Source organism: Salinivibrio sp. PR5, from assembly GCF_001996085.1.
GTDB lineage: Bacteria > Pseudomonadota > Gammaproteobacteria > Enterobacterales > Vibrionaceae > Salinivibrio > Salinivibrio proteolyticus.
The window spans coordinates 23,910-43,930 of record NZ_MUFK01000021.1 but is presented as its reverse complement, the minus strand read 5'-3'; the positions used below and the strand labels follow the sequence as shown (position 1 = coordinate 43,930).

16 protein-coding genes are annotated in these 20,021 nt (G+C 50.3%); 9 read left to right on the top strand and 7 right to left on the bottom strand.

Annotated elements, in window-relative coordinates:
- Positions 1-364: 364 nt before the first annotated feature.
- Complete coding sequence (gene trhO / locus BZG82_RS09225) at positions 365-1,345, top strand: oxygen-dependent tRNA uridine(34) hydroxylase TrhO (protein WP_077765689.1); 981 nt, start codon at positions 365-367, stop codon at positions 1,343-1,345.
- A gap of 152 nt (positions 1,346-1,497) precedes the next feature.
- The gene (locus BZG82_RS09220; protein WP_158075994.1) at positions 1,498-3,138 is read left to right on the top strand and encodes a diacylglycerol kinase family protein; all 1,641 of its coding nucleotides are present in this window, start codon (positions 1,498-1,500) and stop codon (positions 3,136-3,138) included.
- Here BZG82_RS09220 and BZG82_RS09215 read toward each other — a convergent pair.
- Positions 3,081-4,463: a sigma-54 interaction domain-containing protein gene (locus tag BZG82_RS09215; protein WP_108742977.1), complete on the bottom strand. Its 1,383-nt coding sequence runs from the start codon at positions 4,461-4,463 to the stop codon at positions 3,081-3,083. The genes BZG82_RS09220 and BZG82_RS09215 overlap by 58 nt on opposite strands.
- A 239-nt stretch (positions 4,464-4,702) precedes the next feature.
- Between BZG82_RS09215 and BZG82_RS09210 the strand changes: the two genes are divergently transcribed.
- The 3 genes from BZG82_RS09210 (at position 4,703) to BZG82_RS09200 (ending at position 6,567) form a co-directional block, all read left to right on the top strand.
- Positions 4,703-5,278 carry a BON domain-containing protein gene (locus BZG82_RS09210; RefSeq protein ID WP_198928543.1) on the top strand — a complete coding sequence of 192 codons (576 nt, stop codon included), beginning with the start codon at positions 4,703-4,705 and terminating at the stop codon, positions 5,276-5,278.
- 51 nt (positions 5,279-5,329) lie between these two features.
- A complete protein-coding gene (locus BZG82_RS09205) occupies positions 5,330-5,611 on the top strand; it encodes a hypothetical protein (protein ID WP_069587494.1) in 282 nt (93 codons plus the stop codon).
- 95 nt (positions 5,612-5,706) lie between these two features.
- On the top strand, positions 5,707-6,567 hold the full coding sequence (locus BZG82_RS09200) for an EamA family transporter (protein ID WP_077765687.1): 861 nt from the start codon (positions 5,707-5,709) through the stop codon (positions 6,565-6,567).
- A 94-nt stretch (positions 6,568-6,661) separates the two neighbouring features.
- Here BZG82_RS09200 and glpD read toward each other — a convergent pair whose 3' ends face one another.
- The 4 genes from glpD to BZG82_RS09180 form a co-directional block, all read right to left on the bottom strand.
- Positions 6,662-8,203 (bottom strand): glycerol-3-phosphate dehydrogenase, encoded by a 1,542-nt coding sequence (gene glpD, locus BZG82_RS09195; protein ID WP_077765686.1) that lies wholly within the window; start codon positions 8,201-8,203, stop codon positions 6,662-6,664.
- Between the two features lie 312 nt (positions 8,204-8,515).
- Complete coding sequence (gene glpK, locus BZG82_RS09190; RefSeq protein ID WP_077663193.1) at positions 8,516-10,036, bottom strand: glycerol kinase GlpK; 1,521 nt, start codon at positions 10,034-10,036, stop codon at positions 8,516-8,518.
- A 65-nt stretch (positions 10,037-10,101) separates the two neighbouring features.
- Positions 10,102-10,980, bottom strand: coding sequence for an MIP/aquaporin family protein (locus BZG82_RS09185; protein WP_077765685.1), 879 nt, complete (start codon positions 10,978-10,980; stop codon positions 10,102-10,104).
- 293 nt (positions 10,981-11,273) lie between these two features.
- Complete coding sequence (locus BZG82_RS09180; protein ID WP_077663194.1) at positions 11,274-11,996, bottom strand: riboflavin synthase subunit alpha; 723 nt, start codon at positions 11,994-11,996, stop codon at positions 11,274-11,276.
- 153 nt (positions 11,997-12,149) lie between these two features.
- On the opposite strand from BZG82_RS09180, the gene BZG82_RS09175 reads away from it, so the two are divergent.
- Both BZG82_RS09175 and BZG82_RS09170 read left to right on the top strand, forming a co-directional pair.
- A complete protein-coding gene (locus tag BZG82_RS09175; RefSeq protein ID WP_158075993.1) occupies positions 12,150-14,324 on the top strand; it encodes a TonB-dependent receptor domain-containing protein in 2,175 nt (724 codons plus the stop codon).
- Positions 14,325-14,491: 167 nt separating this feature from the next.
- Positions 14,492-15,505, top strand: a complete 1,014-nt coding sequence (locus BZG82_RS09170; RefSeq protein ID WP_077481487.1) for a 2-hydroxyacid dehydrogenase — start codon at positions 14,492-14,494, stop codon at positions 15,503-15,505.
- Between the two features lie 82 nt (positions 15,506-15,587).
- Here BZG82_RS09170 and yiaY read toward each other — a convergent pair whose 3' ends face one another.
- Complete coding sequence (gene yiaY, locus BZG82_RS09165) at positions 15,588-16,736, bottom strand: L-threonine dehydrogenase (RefSeq protein ID WP_077481489.1); 1,149 nt, start codon at positions 16,734-16,736, stop codon at positions 15,588-15,590.
- A gap of 285 nt (positions 16,737-17,021) precedes the next feature.
- Here yiaY and BZG82_RS09160 point away from each other — a divergent pair, with 285 nt between their 5' ends.
- Complete coding sequence (locus BZG82_RS09160) at positions 17,022-17,654, top strand: OmpA family protein (RefSeq protein WP_069586537.1); 633 nt, start codon at positions 17,022-17,024, stop codon at positions 17,652-17,654.
- 56 nt (positions 17,655-17,710) lie between these two features.
- Here BZG82_RS09160 and BZG82_RS09155 read toward each other — a convergent pair whose 3' ends face one another.
- The gene (locus BZG82_RS09155; RefSeq protein WP_077765683.1) at positions 17,711-19,267 is read right to left on the bottom strand and encodes a cryptochrome/photolyase family protein; all 1,557 of its coding nucleotides are present in this window, start codon (positions 19,265-19,267) and stop codon (positions 17,711-17,713) included.
- A 143-nt stretch (positions 19,268-19,410) separates the two neighbouring features.
- On the opposite strand from BZG82_RS09155, the gene BZG82_RS09150 reads away from it, so the two are divergent.
- The gene (locus BZG82_RS09150; protein WP_235608121.1) at positions 19,411-19,989 is read left to right on the top strand and encodes a hypothetical protein; all 579 of its coding nucleotides are present in this window, start codon (positions 19,411-19,413) and stop codon (positions 19,987-19,989) included.
- Positions 19,990-20,021: the final 32 nt, after the last annotated feature.

Below are 20,021 nucleotides of genomic sequence, written 5' to 3'. Positions count from 1 at the left end.
CTCCGGCCTAGTCGATGCACGCCAACCAGCAAAATAATTAGACCATAAAGCAATAAATTCTTACTGGCGTGACTAAAAACCCATCCAAACTACGGCGAAATCCGTAATTTCGCGACAAAAACCCGGCCAATACGTGACTTATATCTCATTAGTAATGCACTGAGGTGAATAATTACCGTAGCACTTTGATTTGAACACAAATAAATAAACCGACCCGCACCTAACCAAAGCAACACGGGCACAAAACGTTTAACCTTACTTTTCGCCGGTGTTTAGTCCCAGTGCCATTCGCTATACTTCGCGCGTCTTTTGAACCCACAATCCATGCACTGGATTTACGCTCCAGCCAGCAAGAGGAAACAACATGTCCGCCTACGTTATTTGTGCGCTTTATAAGTTCGTCACCCTTGATGACTACCAAGATCTTCGTACCCCGCTGCAAGAGGTGATGGAAAAAAACCAAGTGCGCGGCACGCTACTGCTCGCTAAAGAAGGGATTAACGGCACCGTCGCCGCCCGCCGTGAAGGCATTGATGCCCTGTTTGCTTGGTTTAAAAACGATGCTCGCCTTGCGGACATTGACTACAAAGAGTCTTTTGAAGACAGCCAACCTTTCAATCGCACCAAGGTAAAGCTGAAAAAAGAAATCGTCACCATGGGTGTTGAGGGGATTGATCCTCGCCATACAGTCGGTACCTACGTGAAGCCGACGGAATGGAACGATCTGATTAGCGATCCTGAGGTGCTGGTCATTGATACACGGAACGACTACGAAATTGAAATCGGGACCTTTGAGCGCGCGGTTAACCCTCACACCGAAAGCTTCCGTGATTTTCCCGAGTATGTAGAAAAGCACCTCGATCCAAGCAAGCATAAAAAAGTCGCCATGTTCTGTACCGGTGGCATTCGGTGCGAAAAATCAACGGCCTTTTTGAAGGAAAAAGGCTTTGACGAGGTCTATCACTTGGAAGGAGGGATCCTAAAATACCTCGAAGAAGTGCCTGAGAGTAATAGCCTTTGGAATGGCGAGTGCTATGTGTTTGATGGCCGCGTGGCGGTAAATCATTCGCTCGAGAAAGGATCGTACGCGATGTGTAATGCATGCCGCCTACCGATCACCAAAGCCGATATGGAAAGCGAGCACTACGAGCAAGGCGTATCCTGTCCAAAGTGTCATGACAAGCATACCGAGGAGCAGAAAGCGCGTTTTCGTGAGCGCGAACGTCAAGTGCAACTGGCTCGCGAGCGTGGAGAGCAACACGTGGGCGGCGAAGCAAAACATATCATCGAAGCGCGGCGTGCGATGAAAAAGCAAAAGAAACAAGCACAGAAGAAAGACGCTTAATCAGTCCATAACTGATACGAGACTTTACACGGCACGCAATGATAGCGTGCCGTTTTCGTTTCTATCTCCTCTCCTGCTAGGCTATAGTCGTCATTGACGATACCTAAGCGAATCATACCGATACGCACACGGATGGCCTGCAAGGAGAACATGTGATCGTTGGCCCACTCTACGCGCTCATCGGCGCTGCGCTCGTTTTAGTGACGGTTTGGACACCTTGGCTTGCTCTCGATGTGCTGCTGCTTTGGAGTGGCATCGCCTTTATTGCCGTCAGTTTTGCATACTGGCGTAATCAACCGCGCCTTTTTCGCAAGCGATACACTGGCCAACTCCCAACCCTCATCCATGGGGTATTTGCGCCATTTTTCGTTTGCACGCACCTTTATAATCGCTGGGCACGTCATCGTGATACCGAGCCTGCTATTCAAAAAATTGCATCCGGGCTTTATGTTGGCGCGCGGCTGACTCGTCACGATCTGAACTACATTCAAACTCAAGGCATTGGCGGCATTTTGGACGTGACCGCTGAATTTGAGAGCTTAAACAGTTTTAGCGAGACCCGTGAAATCAGTTACCTCTCGGTGCCTGTCCTCGATCATGCATATCCTTCCCGTAGCCAATTGATGAGAGCGTTGCAGTGGATCCATCAGCAACGCATGCGTGGCGAGACCGTGGTGGTGCACTGTGCGTTAGGCCGTGGTCGCTCTGTGATGGTGGCTGCGGCATATTTATGGGCCCTAGAGCCGGACAAAAACCTCAACAGCGTACTAAACAGCATCCGCTCAATACGTCCCAAAGCACAGCTTAATCGGCGCCAATTTCGGGCACTATCACGCTTCCAGCAAGACGGCGCATTAAGACTTGATCGACCCATTGCTTGGATTATCGCCAACCCAGCAGCGGGTGGTGGTAAGTGGCAAAAGCACAAACGGTATATTCAAGACTATTTAGGCGAAGGCTATCGCGTGGTGGTCCATCATACTCGCCACAATCGACGTACCTATCAACTTGCGTGTCGCGCCGTGGCACACCATGCCGATGTCGTGATTGCCGCAGGCGGGGATGGCACAGTCAATGCGGTAGCGCGTGCGCTGATTAATACCGACACGCCGCTCGGGGTACTGCCCCTTGGCACCGCCAATGCGCTTTGTCATGCACTTTGGGGGATCAAATCGAAATTCCTCAGCATTGATGCCGCTTGTGAGGTGATTCTCGATGGCATCCCTAATCGCATCGACACCGCACGTTGCAATGGCCGTGTCGCGTTATTGGTTGTAGGTGTTGGCTTTGAGCAGCAAATGATCCGCTATGCGGCGCGTGAACAAAAAAACCAAAGTGGGCAATGGGCCTATTTGCAAGGGTTACTGGGTGCGGCAAATCAAAATGCCAAAATGACCTTATCGATTCGTATCGATAAGCAGCCCTCTCAAACCATTGAAACCACCAGCATGGTTATTGCCAATGCCGCCCCAATGACGACCTTGCTTGCCCAAGGCCGTGGTCAACCGAATCACGCGGATGGCAAGCTCGACGTCACTTGGTTGACCCCATCGGCAACCAAGACTGGTGCGGTTCTCTCGCTCGCTGAGCTCGCCCTTACCAGCTTACTCGATACACCCGTCGGTCGCTTCACACATCACCAACAGGCGACCCATGTCGCCGTGCGCTTTCCGCATACCACCGACTATGTCATCGATGGGGAAATTTATCGCGACCGTAAGCTCGACATTCGTATTCAGCCGCGATCGCTATCGATCCTTTCTCCCGCTGTTGAGGACGAAGAGACTGAGTGATACTGATTCAGTTTGTTGTATAGCGTTTTAGGGCTAATACCAAGCACTTCAGCCGTGCGCGTTTTATTGCCATCACAACGGGCCAAGGTTTGGGTAATCGCTAAGCGCTCTAGCGCGTCTAACGTCAGCGATTCGGGTAACATGATCGCCGTCGATGTGTTGGTAGGCATGATCACCGCTTGCGGTAAGTCATCGGGCAAAATCGTCTCAGCACAAAGCAAATAGCCATGCTCAATCGCATGCTTGAGTTCGCGAACATTGCCGGGCCAACGGTGGGCATTTAAGCGTTTTATCGCTTGAGGGTCGATCCCCTTCTGGGTGTGAAATTGATGATTGAGTTCGGCCAAAAAATGGGTCGTCAGTGCTTCAATGTCTCCCTCTCTCTCCCGAAGGGGTGGCACATTGACCACAAACTGAGCTAAGCGATAGTAGATATCTTCACGCAATCGTGAGGATGCGATTGCTTGTTGTGGGTCTCGGTTAGTCGCCGCGACAAGACGAACATTGGCGCGTTGATTGTGTGTCGAGCCCACTGGGCGATATTCTCCGGACTCCAACACACGTAGCAACTTTACCTGCAGCGCTTGTGGCATTTCGGTGATTTCATCAAGAAAGACGGTGCCGCCTTCCGCTTGATGAAAAATACCCGCGTGATCTTGGTGTGCCCCTGTAAATGCGCCTTTCACATGACCAAACAACTCGCTCTCTATCAACTCAGGGCTCAGTGCCCCGCAGTTAATCGCCATAAAGGGGGCGTTAGGGTCACAACCTAATCGATGTAAGGTTTTCGCAACATGCTCTTTACCCACCCCACTCTCGCCAACAATCAATACGTTAGCACCGGTTGGACCCAGCCGTTTTAAGACTCGATACAAATGCCGCATGGGCGATGAACTGCCGAGCAAGTATCCGAACTGGTTCGCTTGACTCGTCAATATCGGTTTACTCGCTCGACAAGATTGTCCTTGCTGCATCAGCGTGTCATCAATAAACGCTTGAACCAACTCGGGATCCACGGGCCGCCGAAAAACCGTCGCGACACATTGTTGCGCCTTGGCATTCCAGTCGGGATGCGGGTCGCCACGGCTGAGTAAAAGCCACTCGGTGTCAGGCGATTGTTCCATCCGTTGCCAGATAAGCTCCGCATCGTCTCCCAATTCATCAAGATCACACACCACCAGATCCGCAGGCGCGGCTTGCCACGCCCGAAGTCCCTGCTTCACGTCCGTAACTCGTGTCGTGTCGGCATCTGCCTGACGCACTATGTCGCTCATCCAGTTTATATCTTGCTCGCTTAACAAAAGAGCGACAGAAATCCGAGACATCACCGAGCCTCCTTGATGGGTGTTTGGTTACCGTGCCATAGGCAGACGGCTCTCTCAACAATGAAAGTCATTTTTACAGGTTTATATGTAAAAATTACAGATCGCTTGACTTAGCTCTCAGCTAGAAAAAACAAAAACTATTTATTTTTCAGGTAATTGTAATATTGGCATAGCCTTCGCAATAGATTCTTTCAGCAACACCACGAGGTTGCTCAAATTCATCAAATAAGGAGGGTTCAATGAAGACGACTCTGCAAGGTCGATTTCATCCTTTATTTGTCGCAATGGGGTTTGCACTTGCACTGGGTGCCACCAGCGCGCATGCAAGCAGCAACAATCAATGGCAAGATCAAGCCAAAGACGCTTGGATTGACGGTAAAGCTGAAACCATGCTGTTGGTAAACACAAACCTCAATAATTTCGATATCGACACAGATGTAGAGCAAGGTGTGGTGATACTCACAGGTCAAGTGGATACTGAACTGGATAAAAGCTTGGCCAGTGGATTGGTCGAAAAAATAGACGGCGTGTCCGGGGTTAAAAACGAACTCACTGTCTCGCAACAAGCAAGCCAAGCCGCCGATCTTGGCCAGACCGTGGTCGATACCAAAATTGCGGCGTCACTGAAGACAAGTTTGCTACTCGACCCAGACATCAGCGGCACCAACATCGAAGTGTCTGTTGATGATGGCGTTGCCACACTCTCTGGCGAGGTGAAAAGCGATGCGGCCCGCGATTTAGCCATATTAATGGCGGAAAACGCACAAGACGTGGAACGTGTGGTTGATAATCTTGAAATTACCGGAAATGCATAAGCCATGACGTTAAGCGTCATCAAATGCCACTGACTTAACCGAGGAGGTGTTATGCGCCGCCAAGAGATGATTGATAAGTTCCATGAACGCTTACACAGCTGGAACCAAGAAATTGATAAACTTGAAGCAAAAGCTGATGTTGCCTCCGCGCATGCAAAAGCGGAATATCGCGAAACCATAGAGCATTTACGCGCCCGCAAAGCACAAGCGAAAACGCGCATCGATGAATTGCAAGATGCAAGCGATGAGGCATGGGATGAAATAAAACAAGGGGCAGAGCAAGCTCTCGGTTCGCTGAAAAGCGCCTATGACTCTGCCAAGCAGAAATTCTAACTTTGCCATGAAAGCAATAAACGCCGCTCCTCGGGGGCGGCTTTTTTATGTCGCTATGTTAAGGTGAGCCTTGTTGAGGGCAAGGAGGAACAATCATGCAGGCTCCCGCACTGTTCATAGCGATTTTAAGCGTATTTGGCGCAATGTGTGCCATTCAATTTGGCGCTTCGTTTGCCAAACAGCTATTTCCTCTAGTGGGTCCTGTGGGCACATCAGCATTACGTGTCGGCTTTTCGGCATTGCTACTCTGCTTCGTCTTTCGGCCTTGGCGCCAATGGCCGCGAGGCCGACATTGGCGAGCCATCATCGTCTACGGCAGTTGTCTTGGCGGCATGATGTTACTGCTCTATCTAGCCATCGAACGGATCCCGCTTGGCATTGCGGTAGCACTTGAATTTACCGGCCCGTTGCTCGTGGCGTTGCTGTCCATTCGACGGGCGCGTGATAGTCTGTGGGTTATCTTAGCGGTGGGCGGGGTCATCACCCTCTTACCCGATCTTTCTGGTGTGGATGCACTTGATCCGATTGGCGTCGCTTACGCGCTTGCTGCGGGAGGCTGTTGGGCAGGCTACATCCTTTTTGGCCAAAAAGCAGGCAACCTTGCGCCCGGTGGTGGTACGGTGGCATTGGGTATGAGTATTGCCGCTTTGTATCTAGTACCAGCCGGTTATATCGCGACCGATGGCGCCATTTTGCAATGGCATTTATTGCCTTTAGGGATTGCTGTCGCGTTGATCTCTAGCGCCATCCCTTATTCGTTAGAGATGATTGCCCTTCGTAATATGCCCAAGCAAACCTTTAGTGTCATGATGAGCTTAGAGCCTGCCGTGGCAGCGATGGCGGGCTTGTTGGTACTCGACGAACAGCTTGCGCTTCGTCAGTGGCTAGCCATTGCTATGGTGATCACCGCATCACTCGGCAGCACATTATCGGCAAGACGCTCACGCACCCATTAAACAAATAGGCCAGCCGACAGGTGCGTAAACTAAAAAAGGTGCCATCATGGCACCTTTTTCATCTTAGTTCGAGTCTTGTTGCAATCCAGCCGTGTTAGCTCGCTTCACTGAGCGGCACGGTACGCACACTGCCTCGCTGTTGCTCAATATAATCCGCAATCGCGGCTTGTTGTTCTTCGGAGAGATATAAGCCGAGTTTAGTTCGACGCCACAGTGCATCTTCGGCGTGCTGCACAAATTCGTACTTAATCAAATAGTTGAGCTCAGCCTGATACACACCGTCTGCAAATCGACGACCCATGTCCGCTTCGCTTTGACACCCAGCGAGCATTTGGTGTGTACGTGTGCCATAAGTATCTGCAAAACGTTGTGCCGTCACTTGCGTTAACCAAGGATAACGCTGCATAAACGATGCTGCCAACTGTTCGCGTGTGCAGCTAAAGTCGCCGCCCGGTAGCGCACCATTTGCGGTCCAAGGCTGACCCATCTTGTCAAAGAAAGGCGCCAGTTTGCGCATGGCTGACTCTGCCAACTTCCGATAAGTGGTGAGTTTACCACCGAAAATCGACACAAGCGGCGCTTGATTGCCCTGTTGCTCCAATTCAATGGTGTAATCTCGCGTGATCGCCTGCGGTGAATCAGACTCATCATCACACAATGGACGCACACCGCTATAGCTCCAAACGACATCGTCTCGAGATAACTGTTTGGTAAAGTGCTGGTTAACCACATCGACCAAGTAATCCACTTCAGCATCATCAATTTTCGCCGCACGCGGATCGGCTTTGTGTTCCACATCCGTGGTACCAATCAGCGAGAATTTATCCAGATAAGGGATCACAAACACAATGCGGCCATCGTTGTTCTGCAAGATGTACGCCTGTGGGTCTTGATGAATGCGTGGCACCACAATGTGTGATCCTTTAATCATACGAATACCACGCGGCGATTTCTCGTGCAGGTTATCATCATAAAACTGCTTTACCCACGGGCCTGTCGCATTCACCAATGCTTTCGCTTTACGCTCGAATCGCTCTCCCGTGTGGGTATCTTCTAAGGTGACACGCCAAATCGTATTCTCACGCTCTGCCGCGACCACTTGGCAATAGTTACGGACTTCGCCGCCTTTCTCACGGGTATATTGCGCATTTAGCAATGTCAGGCGCGCATCATCCACCCATGCATCCGAGTACTCGAAACCAATCTTCATTTCGTCTTTCATATACCCAGTTTTGGCCAGATTCACTTTATGGCTGCTGGGCAACGTAGAGCGTTTACCAAGATGGTCATAGAGAAATAGACCACAACGAATCATCCACGCGGGACGCAAATAGGAGCGGTGCGGCAAACGAAAGCGCATTGGGAAAGCAATGTGCGGCGCTTTGTTGATCAAGACTTCACGCTCAGCCAAGGCTTCAGACACAAGGCGGAACTCGTAATGCTCCAAATAGCGCAAGCCGCCGTGGATTAGCTTAGAGCTTGCAGAAGACGTCGCTGACGCAAAATCTTTTGCGTCGTACAGGCCGACGTTCAGACCACGGCCTGCTGCATCGGCTGCGATACCCGCACCATTGATGCCTCCTCCGACGACCAGAATATCGAGTAAAGTTTCGTTATGAGTAGTTGGCGTAGTCATTGTTAGTCGACCTTGTTCCTTTTTGAGCGAACGAACATTTATTTATGGGTTTAACTGTATATCAACTTTCGTTTTCGGTCACTAAAAATGTTCGAAAAAAACCTATCGTCTGTGACTAATGTAGAATAATAGTTAACAGCCTGAATGATATGTAAACTAAATACCTGCCTATTACGTAGCGTCGAACGCGTTTTGACGGGAAGGTTGTCTATATCAGTCTGTTTTTGTAGACGTTAAGGCATGCATGAGAATAGCGAATGAAATGATAAAAAAAGGGCGCGAATACGCGCCCTTGAGGAGAGGTGACGAGGATTAATCTTCGTCTTCGTTGTGCAGCGACGCCCAAGCTTGCGCACATTTCACCGCGCGTTTCCAGCCACGATAGCGACGGTTACGTTTTTCTTCGTCTTGATGAGGCTCAAAGCTTCGATTCAGTTTCGCTTTGTCTTTTAGCTCGTCTAATCCGTCCCAGAAGCCTACAGCCATACCGGCAAGGTAAGCGGCACCCAGTGCGGTGACTTCGGTCACTTCAGGGCGATGCACGTCGGTATCCAAGACATCGGCTTGGAATTGCATCAAGAAGTCATTCGCCACCGCACCGCCATCAACGCGCAGTGCTGCAAGCTTGATACCCGAATCTGCTTGCATCGCATCCAACACATCGCGTGTTTGATAAGCAATACTTTCCAAGGTAGCTCGGATAATATGGTTAGAGTTAACACCACGTGTTAAGCCAACGATAGTCCCTCGGGCATATGCGTCCCAGTATGGCGCGCCAAGACCGGTGAAAGCAGGCACAACATAGACACCGTTTGACGTATCGACTTTGGTCGCGAAGTATTCAGAGTCATGAGCGTCTTCTAACACTTTTAGCTCATCACGGAGCCACTGAATCGAGGCACCGCCCATAAACACCGCCCCTTCTAACGCATAAGCAGGTTCGCCTTGTGGACCACATGCAACCGTCGTAAGCAAGCCGTGATTAGAAGTGACTTTTTCTTGCCCAGTATTCATCAGCAAGAAACAGCCCGTCCCGTAGGTGTTTTTCGCTTGGCCAGCCTCAACGCACATCTGACCAAACAAGGCCGCTTGTTGGTCACCTGCAATACCTGCAATCGGGATCCGCGTACCGCCTTTACCCCCGATGTTGGTTTGACCGTACACTTCGGAAGAGCGGCGTACTTCTGGCATCATTGATGCGGGAATACCCAGCTCATCCAACATTTTTTGGTCCCAACACATGTCGTTGATGTTAAACAACATGGTTCGAGAGGCGTTGGTATAGTCGGTAACATGAACACGGCCTTGCGTCATCTTCCAGACCAGCCAGGTATCAACGGTACCAAATAGCAACTTACCGGCTTCAGCGTCTTCACGGGCCCCTTCAACGTTGTCCAAGATCCACTTCACCTTGGTACCAGAGAAGTAAGGGTCAAGCACCAACCCCGTATTATCACGGATATAGGACTCAAGCCCACGACCACGCAACTCTTCGCAGATCTCAGCGGTACGACGACACTGCCAAACGATGGCGTTATAGATAGGCTTGCCCGTTTCCTTATTCCATACCACCGTGGTCTCACGCTGGTTAGTAATACCGATACCGGCGATTTCATCACTGCGGATCCCGGTCTTACCTAAGACCTCAATCAGCGTTGAACTTTGCGTCGCGTAGATCTCCATTGGGTCGTGCTCAACCCAACCTGCTTGCGGGTAAATTTGGGTAAACTCGCGCTGAGAGACACCGACAATGTTCGCATCATGATCCATCACTACAGCACGAGAGCTGGTGGTGCCTTGATCAAGGGCGACGATGTACTTTTGCTCAGACATAATATGATCCTTTTGTTCTCTGTTATTTTAGTCGGTTTGGCGCCAATCGGCGCCATCCGTATTGTTTATGCATTCACTTCACGTGCGTCAGTTTCTTTCGCCTGCACCAGTGCTTCTTCATCGTCTTCACACTGATTTGGAATCGTGCAGCCGTGACCCGCTTGAGGTAGATAAGGCGCGATCGCTTTTGGATACAACCAGCCACCGAAGCAAGCACCTAGGATTGGCGCAACGATGGGAACAATAAAGTAAGGAATATCACGCGCACCGGTTAGGGCGTAATCCCATCCAGCTAGGTAAGCAAAGAATTTCGGACCGAAATCACGCGCGGGGTTCATGGCAAACCCGGTCAATGGACCCAGTGAGCCACCAATAACCGCAATCAGGATACCAATCAGCAATGGGTTCATGGGCCCACGCGCGGCACCGTTGTTTTCATCACCTAACGCCAAGATGCCGAACATCAACACGGCGGTAATCACAAATTCGACGGCCATCGCGCCCATAAAGGAAATGGCAGGATGTGCATAGGTTGAAAAAACCCCCGCAGTGGCTAGCGCTTCAGGGCTACTGCGTACAATGTTATTGGCCAGCTCATACTCGACAAAGAGGTTGCTATAAAGGCTGTAGACCAGTGCCGCCGAGGCAAAGGCACCGAGCATTTGTGAAACGATATAAGGCACGACCTTGCTTTTTTCAAAGCCGTGAAAAGCAGCCAGTGCAATTGTGACAGCCGGGTTGATGTGCGCGCCCGACACCCCTGCGGTACAGTAAATGGCAATCGCCACCCCGAAGCCCCACACAATACTGATTTCCCATTGGCCGAAGTCGGCGCCTGTAAGTACCAGGGCGGCGACACAGCCCACACCAAAGAAGATGAGCAAGCCCGTGCCGATAAACTCGGCGACGCACTCTCCTAATAAAGTCGACGCTTTTCTGTTCATGATGATTATCCTTGTCACTGTTAGTAGGGTTACACGTTCAAAACCACACTAACATTTTGCACACTCTCATCATCTCGAAAACAAAATAACAACAAAAATGAGCGTTCGAGCATATATCGATGAATTGTTGCTGACATTTTTGTTAAGCACATCATCATTTGAGCAGGTTCGCGCACAATTTGAGCAGATCGGAGGAGTGGGTGATGTTAACGCCACGTAAAATCAGTCAACATCTCACCAAAAGAAAAGGAGAGCCGAGGCTCTCCTACTCACGGTGCGGAAAACACCATGGTTTATTGGTCGTCCGACTTGGACAAGGCTTGCTGCGCCGCATGGCCAATCGTATCGATATCGGCGTTGTGCGCAGCTAAAAATCGCTCAAACAAAGGCATCAACGCGCCCATCTTTTCGTCAATGGCATCTCGCACGGTATCAACCACCACTTGCGTGCCGCGTTCAATTTCAACATTGATCGCTGTTCCCGCCTGTTTGGCCTCGAAGGTTGTCATCCTGCGCGTCTCTGGGATCAGCCACACCTCGAACCAACCATCGTTTTTATTGACGTCAGATACCGTCAAACTGGCCCCGTTGAGCGCAATGTAGCCTTTCGGGAAGATGTACTTCATCCATTCATGAGGCACAGAGACGCGAATGCGATAGTTATCGTCAATCTGTTGAACGTCTAGAACGGTAGTATTGAAATCAATATGGCCAGATAACGGGTGCCCGCCCACCTCTGCCCCTTCTTTGGCCGCGCGTTCAGCATTAACCGTGTCGCCCACGTCTACCGCTTTTAATGTGGTGACGGCAAGGCTTTGCAACATCACATCAAACCGTACTAAGGTTTCATCAAGCTGCTCAGTAACCGTTAAACACACACCATCGATAGCGATGCTGGCACCAATTTCAAGCCCCTCGCAAAATCCAGCGGGGAAGCGGATATCCAGAGTTCGTAATCCACCCTGATCGCGGCAGCGCTCAATGGTCGCGACCGCTTGAATAATCCCAGTAAACATAGCCGTTCCTATCATTAATTTTGGCTCATCATACTGCGAAGTCGCTGTATTCGCCACTCACTCAATAAGTGATAATCACTATCATTAGCATTGCCAGATTGACGAGTTAGGCGTATAGTGCGCGCTTTTATGCGTCAGTAAAGTTTTATGAGCATGCAGTATCCTCTTTTACGCTTTGCCATCTTGGCAGCGCTTTCCATGAGTGCCCAAGCCGCGAGTACCGACGGCACATCTGTTCCCAAAGAGATTGAGACCGTCAAAGTACAAGGCGAGCAGCTAAAGCACCCAATTACCCTTATCTCCCCGGGAAAATCCACGTTAGAGCTGGATGATATTCAACGCGAACAAGCCCACAACATCGGTGAGCTGGTAATGAAAATGCCGGGCGTATCACTTGATGGTGGCGCGCGCCCGGGTAGTGAACGCATTAATGTCTGGGGATTCTCACACCCTTCCGCGCTCTCGATCCGTGTCGATGGCGCCCCCGTCGGCTTTCAACAATATCGCTATGGTAGCTTTTTTCTTGACCCTCAACTGCTACGTTCGGTACGCCTTGTCAAAGGCGACCATAACGTTCGCGCCAGCCTTGGCGCTTTCGCGGGCAGTTTTGTGATGGAAACGAAAGAGGCCGCTGACTTTCTTGATCCAGATTCGTCGATTGGCGCCATGGCGCAAGCGGGTTTCAACAGTGTGAACCATCAATGGAAGCGCAGTGTCACCACCTATGGTGCGTCTGACTCTGGGTGGTCCGTGCTATTGCATGGCTCTCGACGTGATGCCGATGATATCGAACTAGGCAACGGTGATGTCTTTACCTTCTCTGGCTACCGTCAACACAGTTTGCTGGGTAAAGTTCGCTACCAATCCGACGCGCACAATATGATGTTCAGCCATACGCGCTATGATGACCAAGGGCGAAAACCGTGGGCAAACCGACGGGGAGCCATGCCATCGGTAACCGCCTATAAAATAAAAAAGTATGGTAGCTACGATGCCGCGCTATTTGCCGCCTCAGTGGACAATCATTATCGCGAATACACCAGCACCCTCAATTACTACTACCAGCCTTATAATGATTACATTGATACCAGTGTCGTCATTGCACACTCACAAAATCATCGCTATTGGGAACGCCCGGATAGTACCTATCAGTCTTACATCACATCAGGCCAATATGGCCACCAAGTCTGGTTGTCCTATGAGCGCTGGTTTGCCGAGCTAACCAATACCAGTCACTTCGGTGATCACGAAGTCATGGTGGGGGCGCAGTACCAGAACCAGGACAGAAACTCGCACGTTTACAACCATACTTATCGCAAAAAGCCAGAAAAGAACTATGGCTACTTTACGCCATCCTTTGAGCCCTCGGGCGAGCAACAAACCGCCAGTGTGTTCGTTCAAGATAAGTACTTTATTACCCCAGATCTCGAACTTACCGCATCACTGCGCTACAGCCATATTCGTTCTCAAGGGGTACCAAACGCCGCACCAGACTATAATGACCCATCCGTTGGACACGATTACAGTGCGGTCTCACATCAAGGTTGGGAGCCGCGTATTGCATTAACCTACGATCTGAGTCCAGCCACGCAAATTAAAGCGGCTTATGCCTATGGTTTGAAGGCACCGACCATTGATGAGCTCTACACAGTGCAGTTTTCGAGAGCGTCTAAGCGCGCTGCCACCAGCCGCGATCTCTCAGTCACACGTATCAATGCCTATTTATTGGGCGTATCTGATAAGCGTCAGAATGTCTTGTTCGAAGGGGATCACCTGGCAACAGAGGTGACTCTGTTTTGGAATGATGTCATTCATGACGTTGCGCAGCGTCGTGGGGTCAATGCGACCAAACAAAAAGAAGGCTACTACACCAATCTCGACGGACTCTATACTTACGGGTTTGATGCGCAAGTGCAGTATCGTCTCAACGATTGGTTTACAGATGCCTCTGTCTCTATGGTGCGCGGCAAACACAAAGGCTCGCTACGTGACAGTACCGGCGACGACGAGTATTGGTATGACAACCCGCCCCTCAGCGCCTCACTCGGCGTGGGCCATCAACTAACCGATACGATTGAAGTTGCATGGCAAGGCCAATACTGGGATGAGCAAGACCGTCTCCCAGAGAACCCCTCACTGCATACCGCCAATGTAGAGAGCGACGCCTACTTCTTCCAAAACCTCTATGGAGAATGGACGCCGCGAGACGACTTTACGCTACGCGCCACCATCGCTAACCTGACCGATCAGTATTACACACCCTATCTGTCTGCCGGTGTGCCCGCTGCGGGACGCGATGTACGCATAAACGCCACCATTAAGTTCTAGCCTATCCTTCACCGCGAGATAGCCGAATAAAAGCCGCCTGCGCGGCTTTTATTCTTTTGGACCAATATCAACGCCTTTAACCTGATAAATCTCATGGTTTATTTTGGAACCGAATCACGGTATTTATAACGCTTCTTTACCTCCCCCGACTTATTCGGAGGCAACACATGACGACCATTGCCGTATTTAGTGCCAAATCTTATGACAAGGCCGCCTTTGCTCATGCTAACCAAGCGTTTGGTTACACACTCGACTTTCATGATTTTCAGCTCACCGCCAAAACCGCCAAAATGGCTCAAGGGGCGGAGGCGATTTGTGCGTTTGTTAATGATGATCTTTCCCGCCCTGTGCTAGAGATTTTAAGTGACGCCAATATCAAACTGGTGGCGTTGCGATGTGCTGGCTACGATCGCGTCGATCTGGAGGCTGCAAAATCGTTGGGGATCACCGTCGTTCGCGTACCTGCCTATTCTCCCGAATCGGTCGCGGAGCACACGGTGGGCATGATGATGTGCTTGAACCGACGCTTTCATAAAGCCTACCAACGCACACGCGATGCCAACTTTGAACTCGATGGCTTAGTCGGGTTTAACTTTCACGGTAAAACGGCTGGGATCATTGGTACAGGTAAAATTGGGATCGCGACCCTGCGGATCCTAAAAGGGCTTGGTATGCGTTTGTTGTGCCACGATCCTTACCCTAACCCCCTTGCGATTGAACTCGGTGGCGAATACGTCTCGAAAGAAACATTGTTTGCCGAAAGTGATGTGATTTCTCTGCACTGTCCAATGTCCAAAGACAACTATCATCTGCTCGGCGAGCGTGCTTTTGCTCAAATGAAAAAGGGAGTGATGGTGATAAATACCAGTCGCGGTGAATTGCTCGATTCGGTAGCCGCCATTGAAGCCCTCAAGCAAGGCCGTATCGGTGCGCTCGGTCTTGACGTGTATGACAATGAACGGGAGCTATTTTTCCAAGACAAGTCCAATGATGTGATTGTTGATGATGTATTCCGTCGCCTCTCTGCATGCCATAACGTGTTATTTACCGGACACCAAGCGTTTCTCACCAAAGAAGCCCTGCACAATATCGCAGATACCACGCTCACTAATATTCATACCGTCCTGAACGGTGAGTGCTGCGAGAATCAAATTGCAGACGTCGAAGATCGCAGTGACTAACTTGCTTTAAACGTCGACCGTATAGAAAGAAAAAAGGCCTGAATAATCAGGCCTTTTTAGAGTTGGTGTCATATCTAGGAAACTACATCGCTTCCATAAAGATTTTGGCGATTTCCTCGTGCGTCGCTTGCTTCGGATTGGTGAAACCACACGCGTCATTCAAGGCGTTTTTGGTCAACACATCAATGTCTTCTTCTTTGGCGCCGAGTTCGCGCAAACCAGCTGGGATCCCAACATCGGTCGCCAATGCTTGAATGGCTTGAATGGCGGCTTTCGCACCTTCCTCCGCATTCATACTCTCTGTATCGACGCCCATTGCCGTGGCAACATCCCGCAAGCGCTCGGCACACACTTGCGCGTTGTAGCGTTGCACATGGGGTAATAGAACGGCGTTACACACCCCATGCGGCAAATCATAAAATCCACCCAGTTGGTGCGCCATCGCATGCACATAGCCCAAAGACGCATTGTTAAATGCCATACCCGCCATAAACTGTGCGTAGGCCATCTGCTCCCGCGCCTCTAGGTTTTGGCCGTCAGCAACTGCGGTGCGCAGGTTTTCTTGAATCAGTGTCATTGCTTTCAGTGCAACTGCGTCAGTGATCGGCGTAGCGGCGGTCGATACGTAAGCTTCAATCGCATGGGTTAATGCATCCATGCCGGTCGCCGCCGTTAATGACGCCGGTTTAGCCAGCATCAGCTCAGGATCGTTGACGGAAATAATCGGGGTGGTGTGTTTATCAACAATTGCCATCTTAATGTGGCGCGCTTCGTCGGTGATAATACAAAAACGCGTCATTTCTGATGCGGTGCCCGCCGTCGTATTAATCGCAATCAGCGGAAGTTGTGGCTTGGCAGACTGGTCCACGCCTTCATAATCACTGATATGACCGCCATTAGCTGCCACCAAAGCAATACCTTTGGCGCAGTCGTGCGGCGATCCACCCCCTAAAGAGATCACACAGTCACATTGGTTCGCTTGTAAAAGCGCTAACCCTTGTGCCACGTTTTCAGTGGTTGGGTTGGGCTGTGTGCCATCATAGACCACACAATCGACTTCTCGGCTATCAAGCAAAGCGGCGATTTGCTTTACCACACCAATTTGATTAAGGACTTTATCAGTGACGATAAGGGCTTTTTTAAATCCATGTGATTGAATCGCGTCTGCGGCTTCAGAAAGGCAACCTGCGCCCATAAGGTTAACAGCAGGGATAAAGAACGTGCTCGACATGACCATTTGCTCCTTTAGTCGGGATCATTGCGGCCCAGACATGACAGGGCCTTTTATGGGGTTTGTTGTAACACGCTGTTTGCTCATCACATTTTGATCCAGCGCAATTTGCACGGCAGGTTGCAGGGAAAAGAAGACAAAACTGAGAACTCTGTCAGTGGTCTTCCGTTAAGTGTTTAAAACACCATCACTAATTCATAAATTTGACACTTTCTTGAAGAAGAGTGTCTAAGCTGAAGTAAATTAAACTGACCACCGTTTGGTTATAGTGAGAAAACAATGGGAATGAAATGCAAACTAACTGCGGTTGCCGTACTGACCGCATCACTGGCCCTCACTGGTTGTGAGTCGATGTCGAACACCCAAAAAGGCGCGACAATTGGCGCGATCACTGGGGCCATCGTGGGCAAATCGACATCGAACCATAAAGGCAAACGTGCCTTTATTGGCGCAGCTATCGGTGCCATTGGCGGTGCAGCTGTCGGTAATTATATGGATCAGCAAGAGCAAGCATTCCGTGAAGAATTGGCGGGCTCGGGCATTCAGGTAGTACGTGAAGGCGACAATATTCGCTTGATCATGCCCTCAAACATTACGTTCGGGTTAGATCAGGATGCGATTGCGGCCGATTTTTATCCTAAGCTCAATGCCATTGCTAATGTGATGCGCAAGTACGACAAAACCTTCTTGAGCATTGAGGGCCATACCGATGACACGGGCGCAGCGGCCTATAACCAGCGTTTGTCGGAGCGCCGTGCCATGAGCGTCAAACGCTACCTCGCCAGTCAGTCGATCGACAATGCACGTTTGTACACGTCCGGTTTTGGTGAGACACGTCCACTGGTTGCGAACAACAGCGCGGCAAACCGTGCGCTCAACCGCCGTGTTGAGATTCAGATTGTGCCAAACACACAATAAGCGCGACGCGATTTATGACCGCCCTCACGCTCCAGTTGAGGGCGGTCATACCGGCATCAAAGCGCATCAAGATTGGCAAGCAATTCATCCGCATGCGCCAAAATCTGGCTTTGCTGCGTCTCTGACATCTTATCCCAATTTCGATACGGCATGGCTGTGCGTGGGTTACGGGCAAATTTGTCGCGATGACGCGCCATGAAATGCCAATATAGCGCGTTGAGTGGACACGCCTTAGGACCAACTTTCTCTTTCACATCGTATTCACACCCAGCGCAATAGTCACTCATCCGGTTGATATAGGCGCCACTGGCCGCATAAGGTTTCGTCCCCACAATGCCGTTATCGGCGAACTGCGTCATTCCACGCGTATTCGGCATTTCGACCCACTCGATCGCATCAACATAGATTGATAGATACCAATCATCCACTTCATCTGGGTCGACGCCCGCAAGCAGACAGAAGTTTCCTGTCACCATGAGTCGCTGAATGTGATGGGCATACGCTGTCTCTAACGATTGCGTAATCGCATGCGAGAGACAACGCATTTTGGTCTTTCCATCCCAGAAAAATGCCGGCAATTGACCTTGCGCACCCAGTGCATTTTTTTGTGCATAATCAGGCATGTTCGCCCAGTACACACCGCGAACATATTCGCGCCAGCCTAAGATCTGTCGGACAAACCCTTCAATCTGAGCAAGGTTGATATCCTCATTTTGGCGGTAATGATCAATCGCAGCTTGGATCACTTGCATGGGGTGAAGCAGCTTGGCATTTAACGCAAAAGAGAGGCGGCTGTGGTACAAGCTCCACTGATGAGGGCTTTGCCCTGTCATCGCATCTTGAAACTGGCCAAACAGCGGCAGGCAGTAGGTGCAGAAATGGTTAAGGAGCGCTTTCGCCTGCTGGCGCGTCACCGGCCACATTAATGCTGGCGCCGAACATCCGATGGTTTTAACCTGATGGCGCTCAATACGGGTGAGAATATCGCTGACATCATTGGCGAAAATCAATGGCGCAGGAATCGCATCAAGATCCGCTTTTTTTAGCTTATTACGATTTTGCTGATCATAATTCCACTTTCCGCCCTCAGGCTTATCCCCCTCCATTAAGACATCAAACTGCCGACGCATATCGCGGTAGAAAAACTCCATTTTTCGGTGCTTACCGGCGGTGAACTGGGTGGCAATCTGTGAAAAGGGTAAGAGAAAGTGTTCCGTCTCGACACACTGGGATTCAACCTCATTGGGTAAACGCAATTGTTCGAGTTGCATCGCGAGCCGATACTCATCAGGACGCTGATATTCGAATCGATCGACTTGATAGTGCTCACAAAGAGCGCACAGCAAGGCGGGCAAGTCTGGATAGGCTTGCGTGTCATCCAGTGTGAGGTAGTTAACATCATGCCCAGCCTTTTCAAGCGCACTAGCAAACTGCGCCATTGCAGCAAAGAACGCACAAACCTTTTGAACATGATGGGTAACGTAATCGGTTTCTTGTTTAAGCTCGGCAATGACATACAACACTCCCTGATCGTGCTGCTTAAACCATGAGTGGCTGGCATTCAGTTGATCACCGAGAACCAAACGCAAGGTGTGATAACGAGATTGAAGCACAGGTACCTCAGTCAGTACTGATTGAAATAATGGCTAACATACGTAGAAGATAACGTTTTCGATGACAGAAAACCGAGCTAGGCTTGAATATTCGCCGAAACGCTCTACATTGAAGCAGACGTTGTGACCACGCAGACCTTTTCATGCCAAAAGCCATCATTCAACTTTGGATTCTTGTCGGCTATTTTATGATGGCAGTGCCCACGCATGCGATGAATGAACCTCTCAATACATTCGTGCAAGACTTACGTTTTCACGGCTATGTGGACAACTACGGCAATGTAAAACTCCGCTTTTCCCCCATCACGACCTTACCCGCGGGGTTAAAAACGCAAGGGTACTTAGATATTGAAGCTAGTGATATTTCGCGACTGCCTCGCGGGCTGGATATCGGCGGTTACTTAAATGCGGCAAATACGCCACTAACACGGCTACCGCGACTTAAAGTCGGTGGCTATATCAACCTCACCAATACCGCTGTAACCGCATTACCGCCAAACCTCGTCGTGCGTGGCGACCTCAGTCTGGTCAATACGCCTCTCACCACCTTGCCAAGACGCTTGTACGTTGAGGGCAACCTTTATCTTACTAACTCGCCAATTAGCGCATTACCCGACGATATTTACGTGGGAGGCAATGTATACATTCGCGGTACAAATATTTCATCCGTGGATCCGGAGTTGCGCATTCAAGGCCGAGTACTCCCACCACCAAATCAATGAATTGAACCAACAGGACTGATCGAAATAGCAAG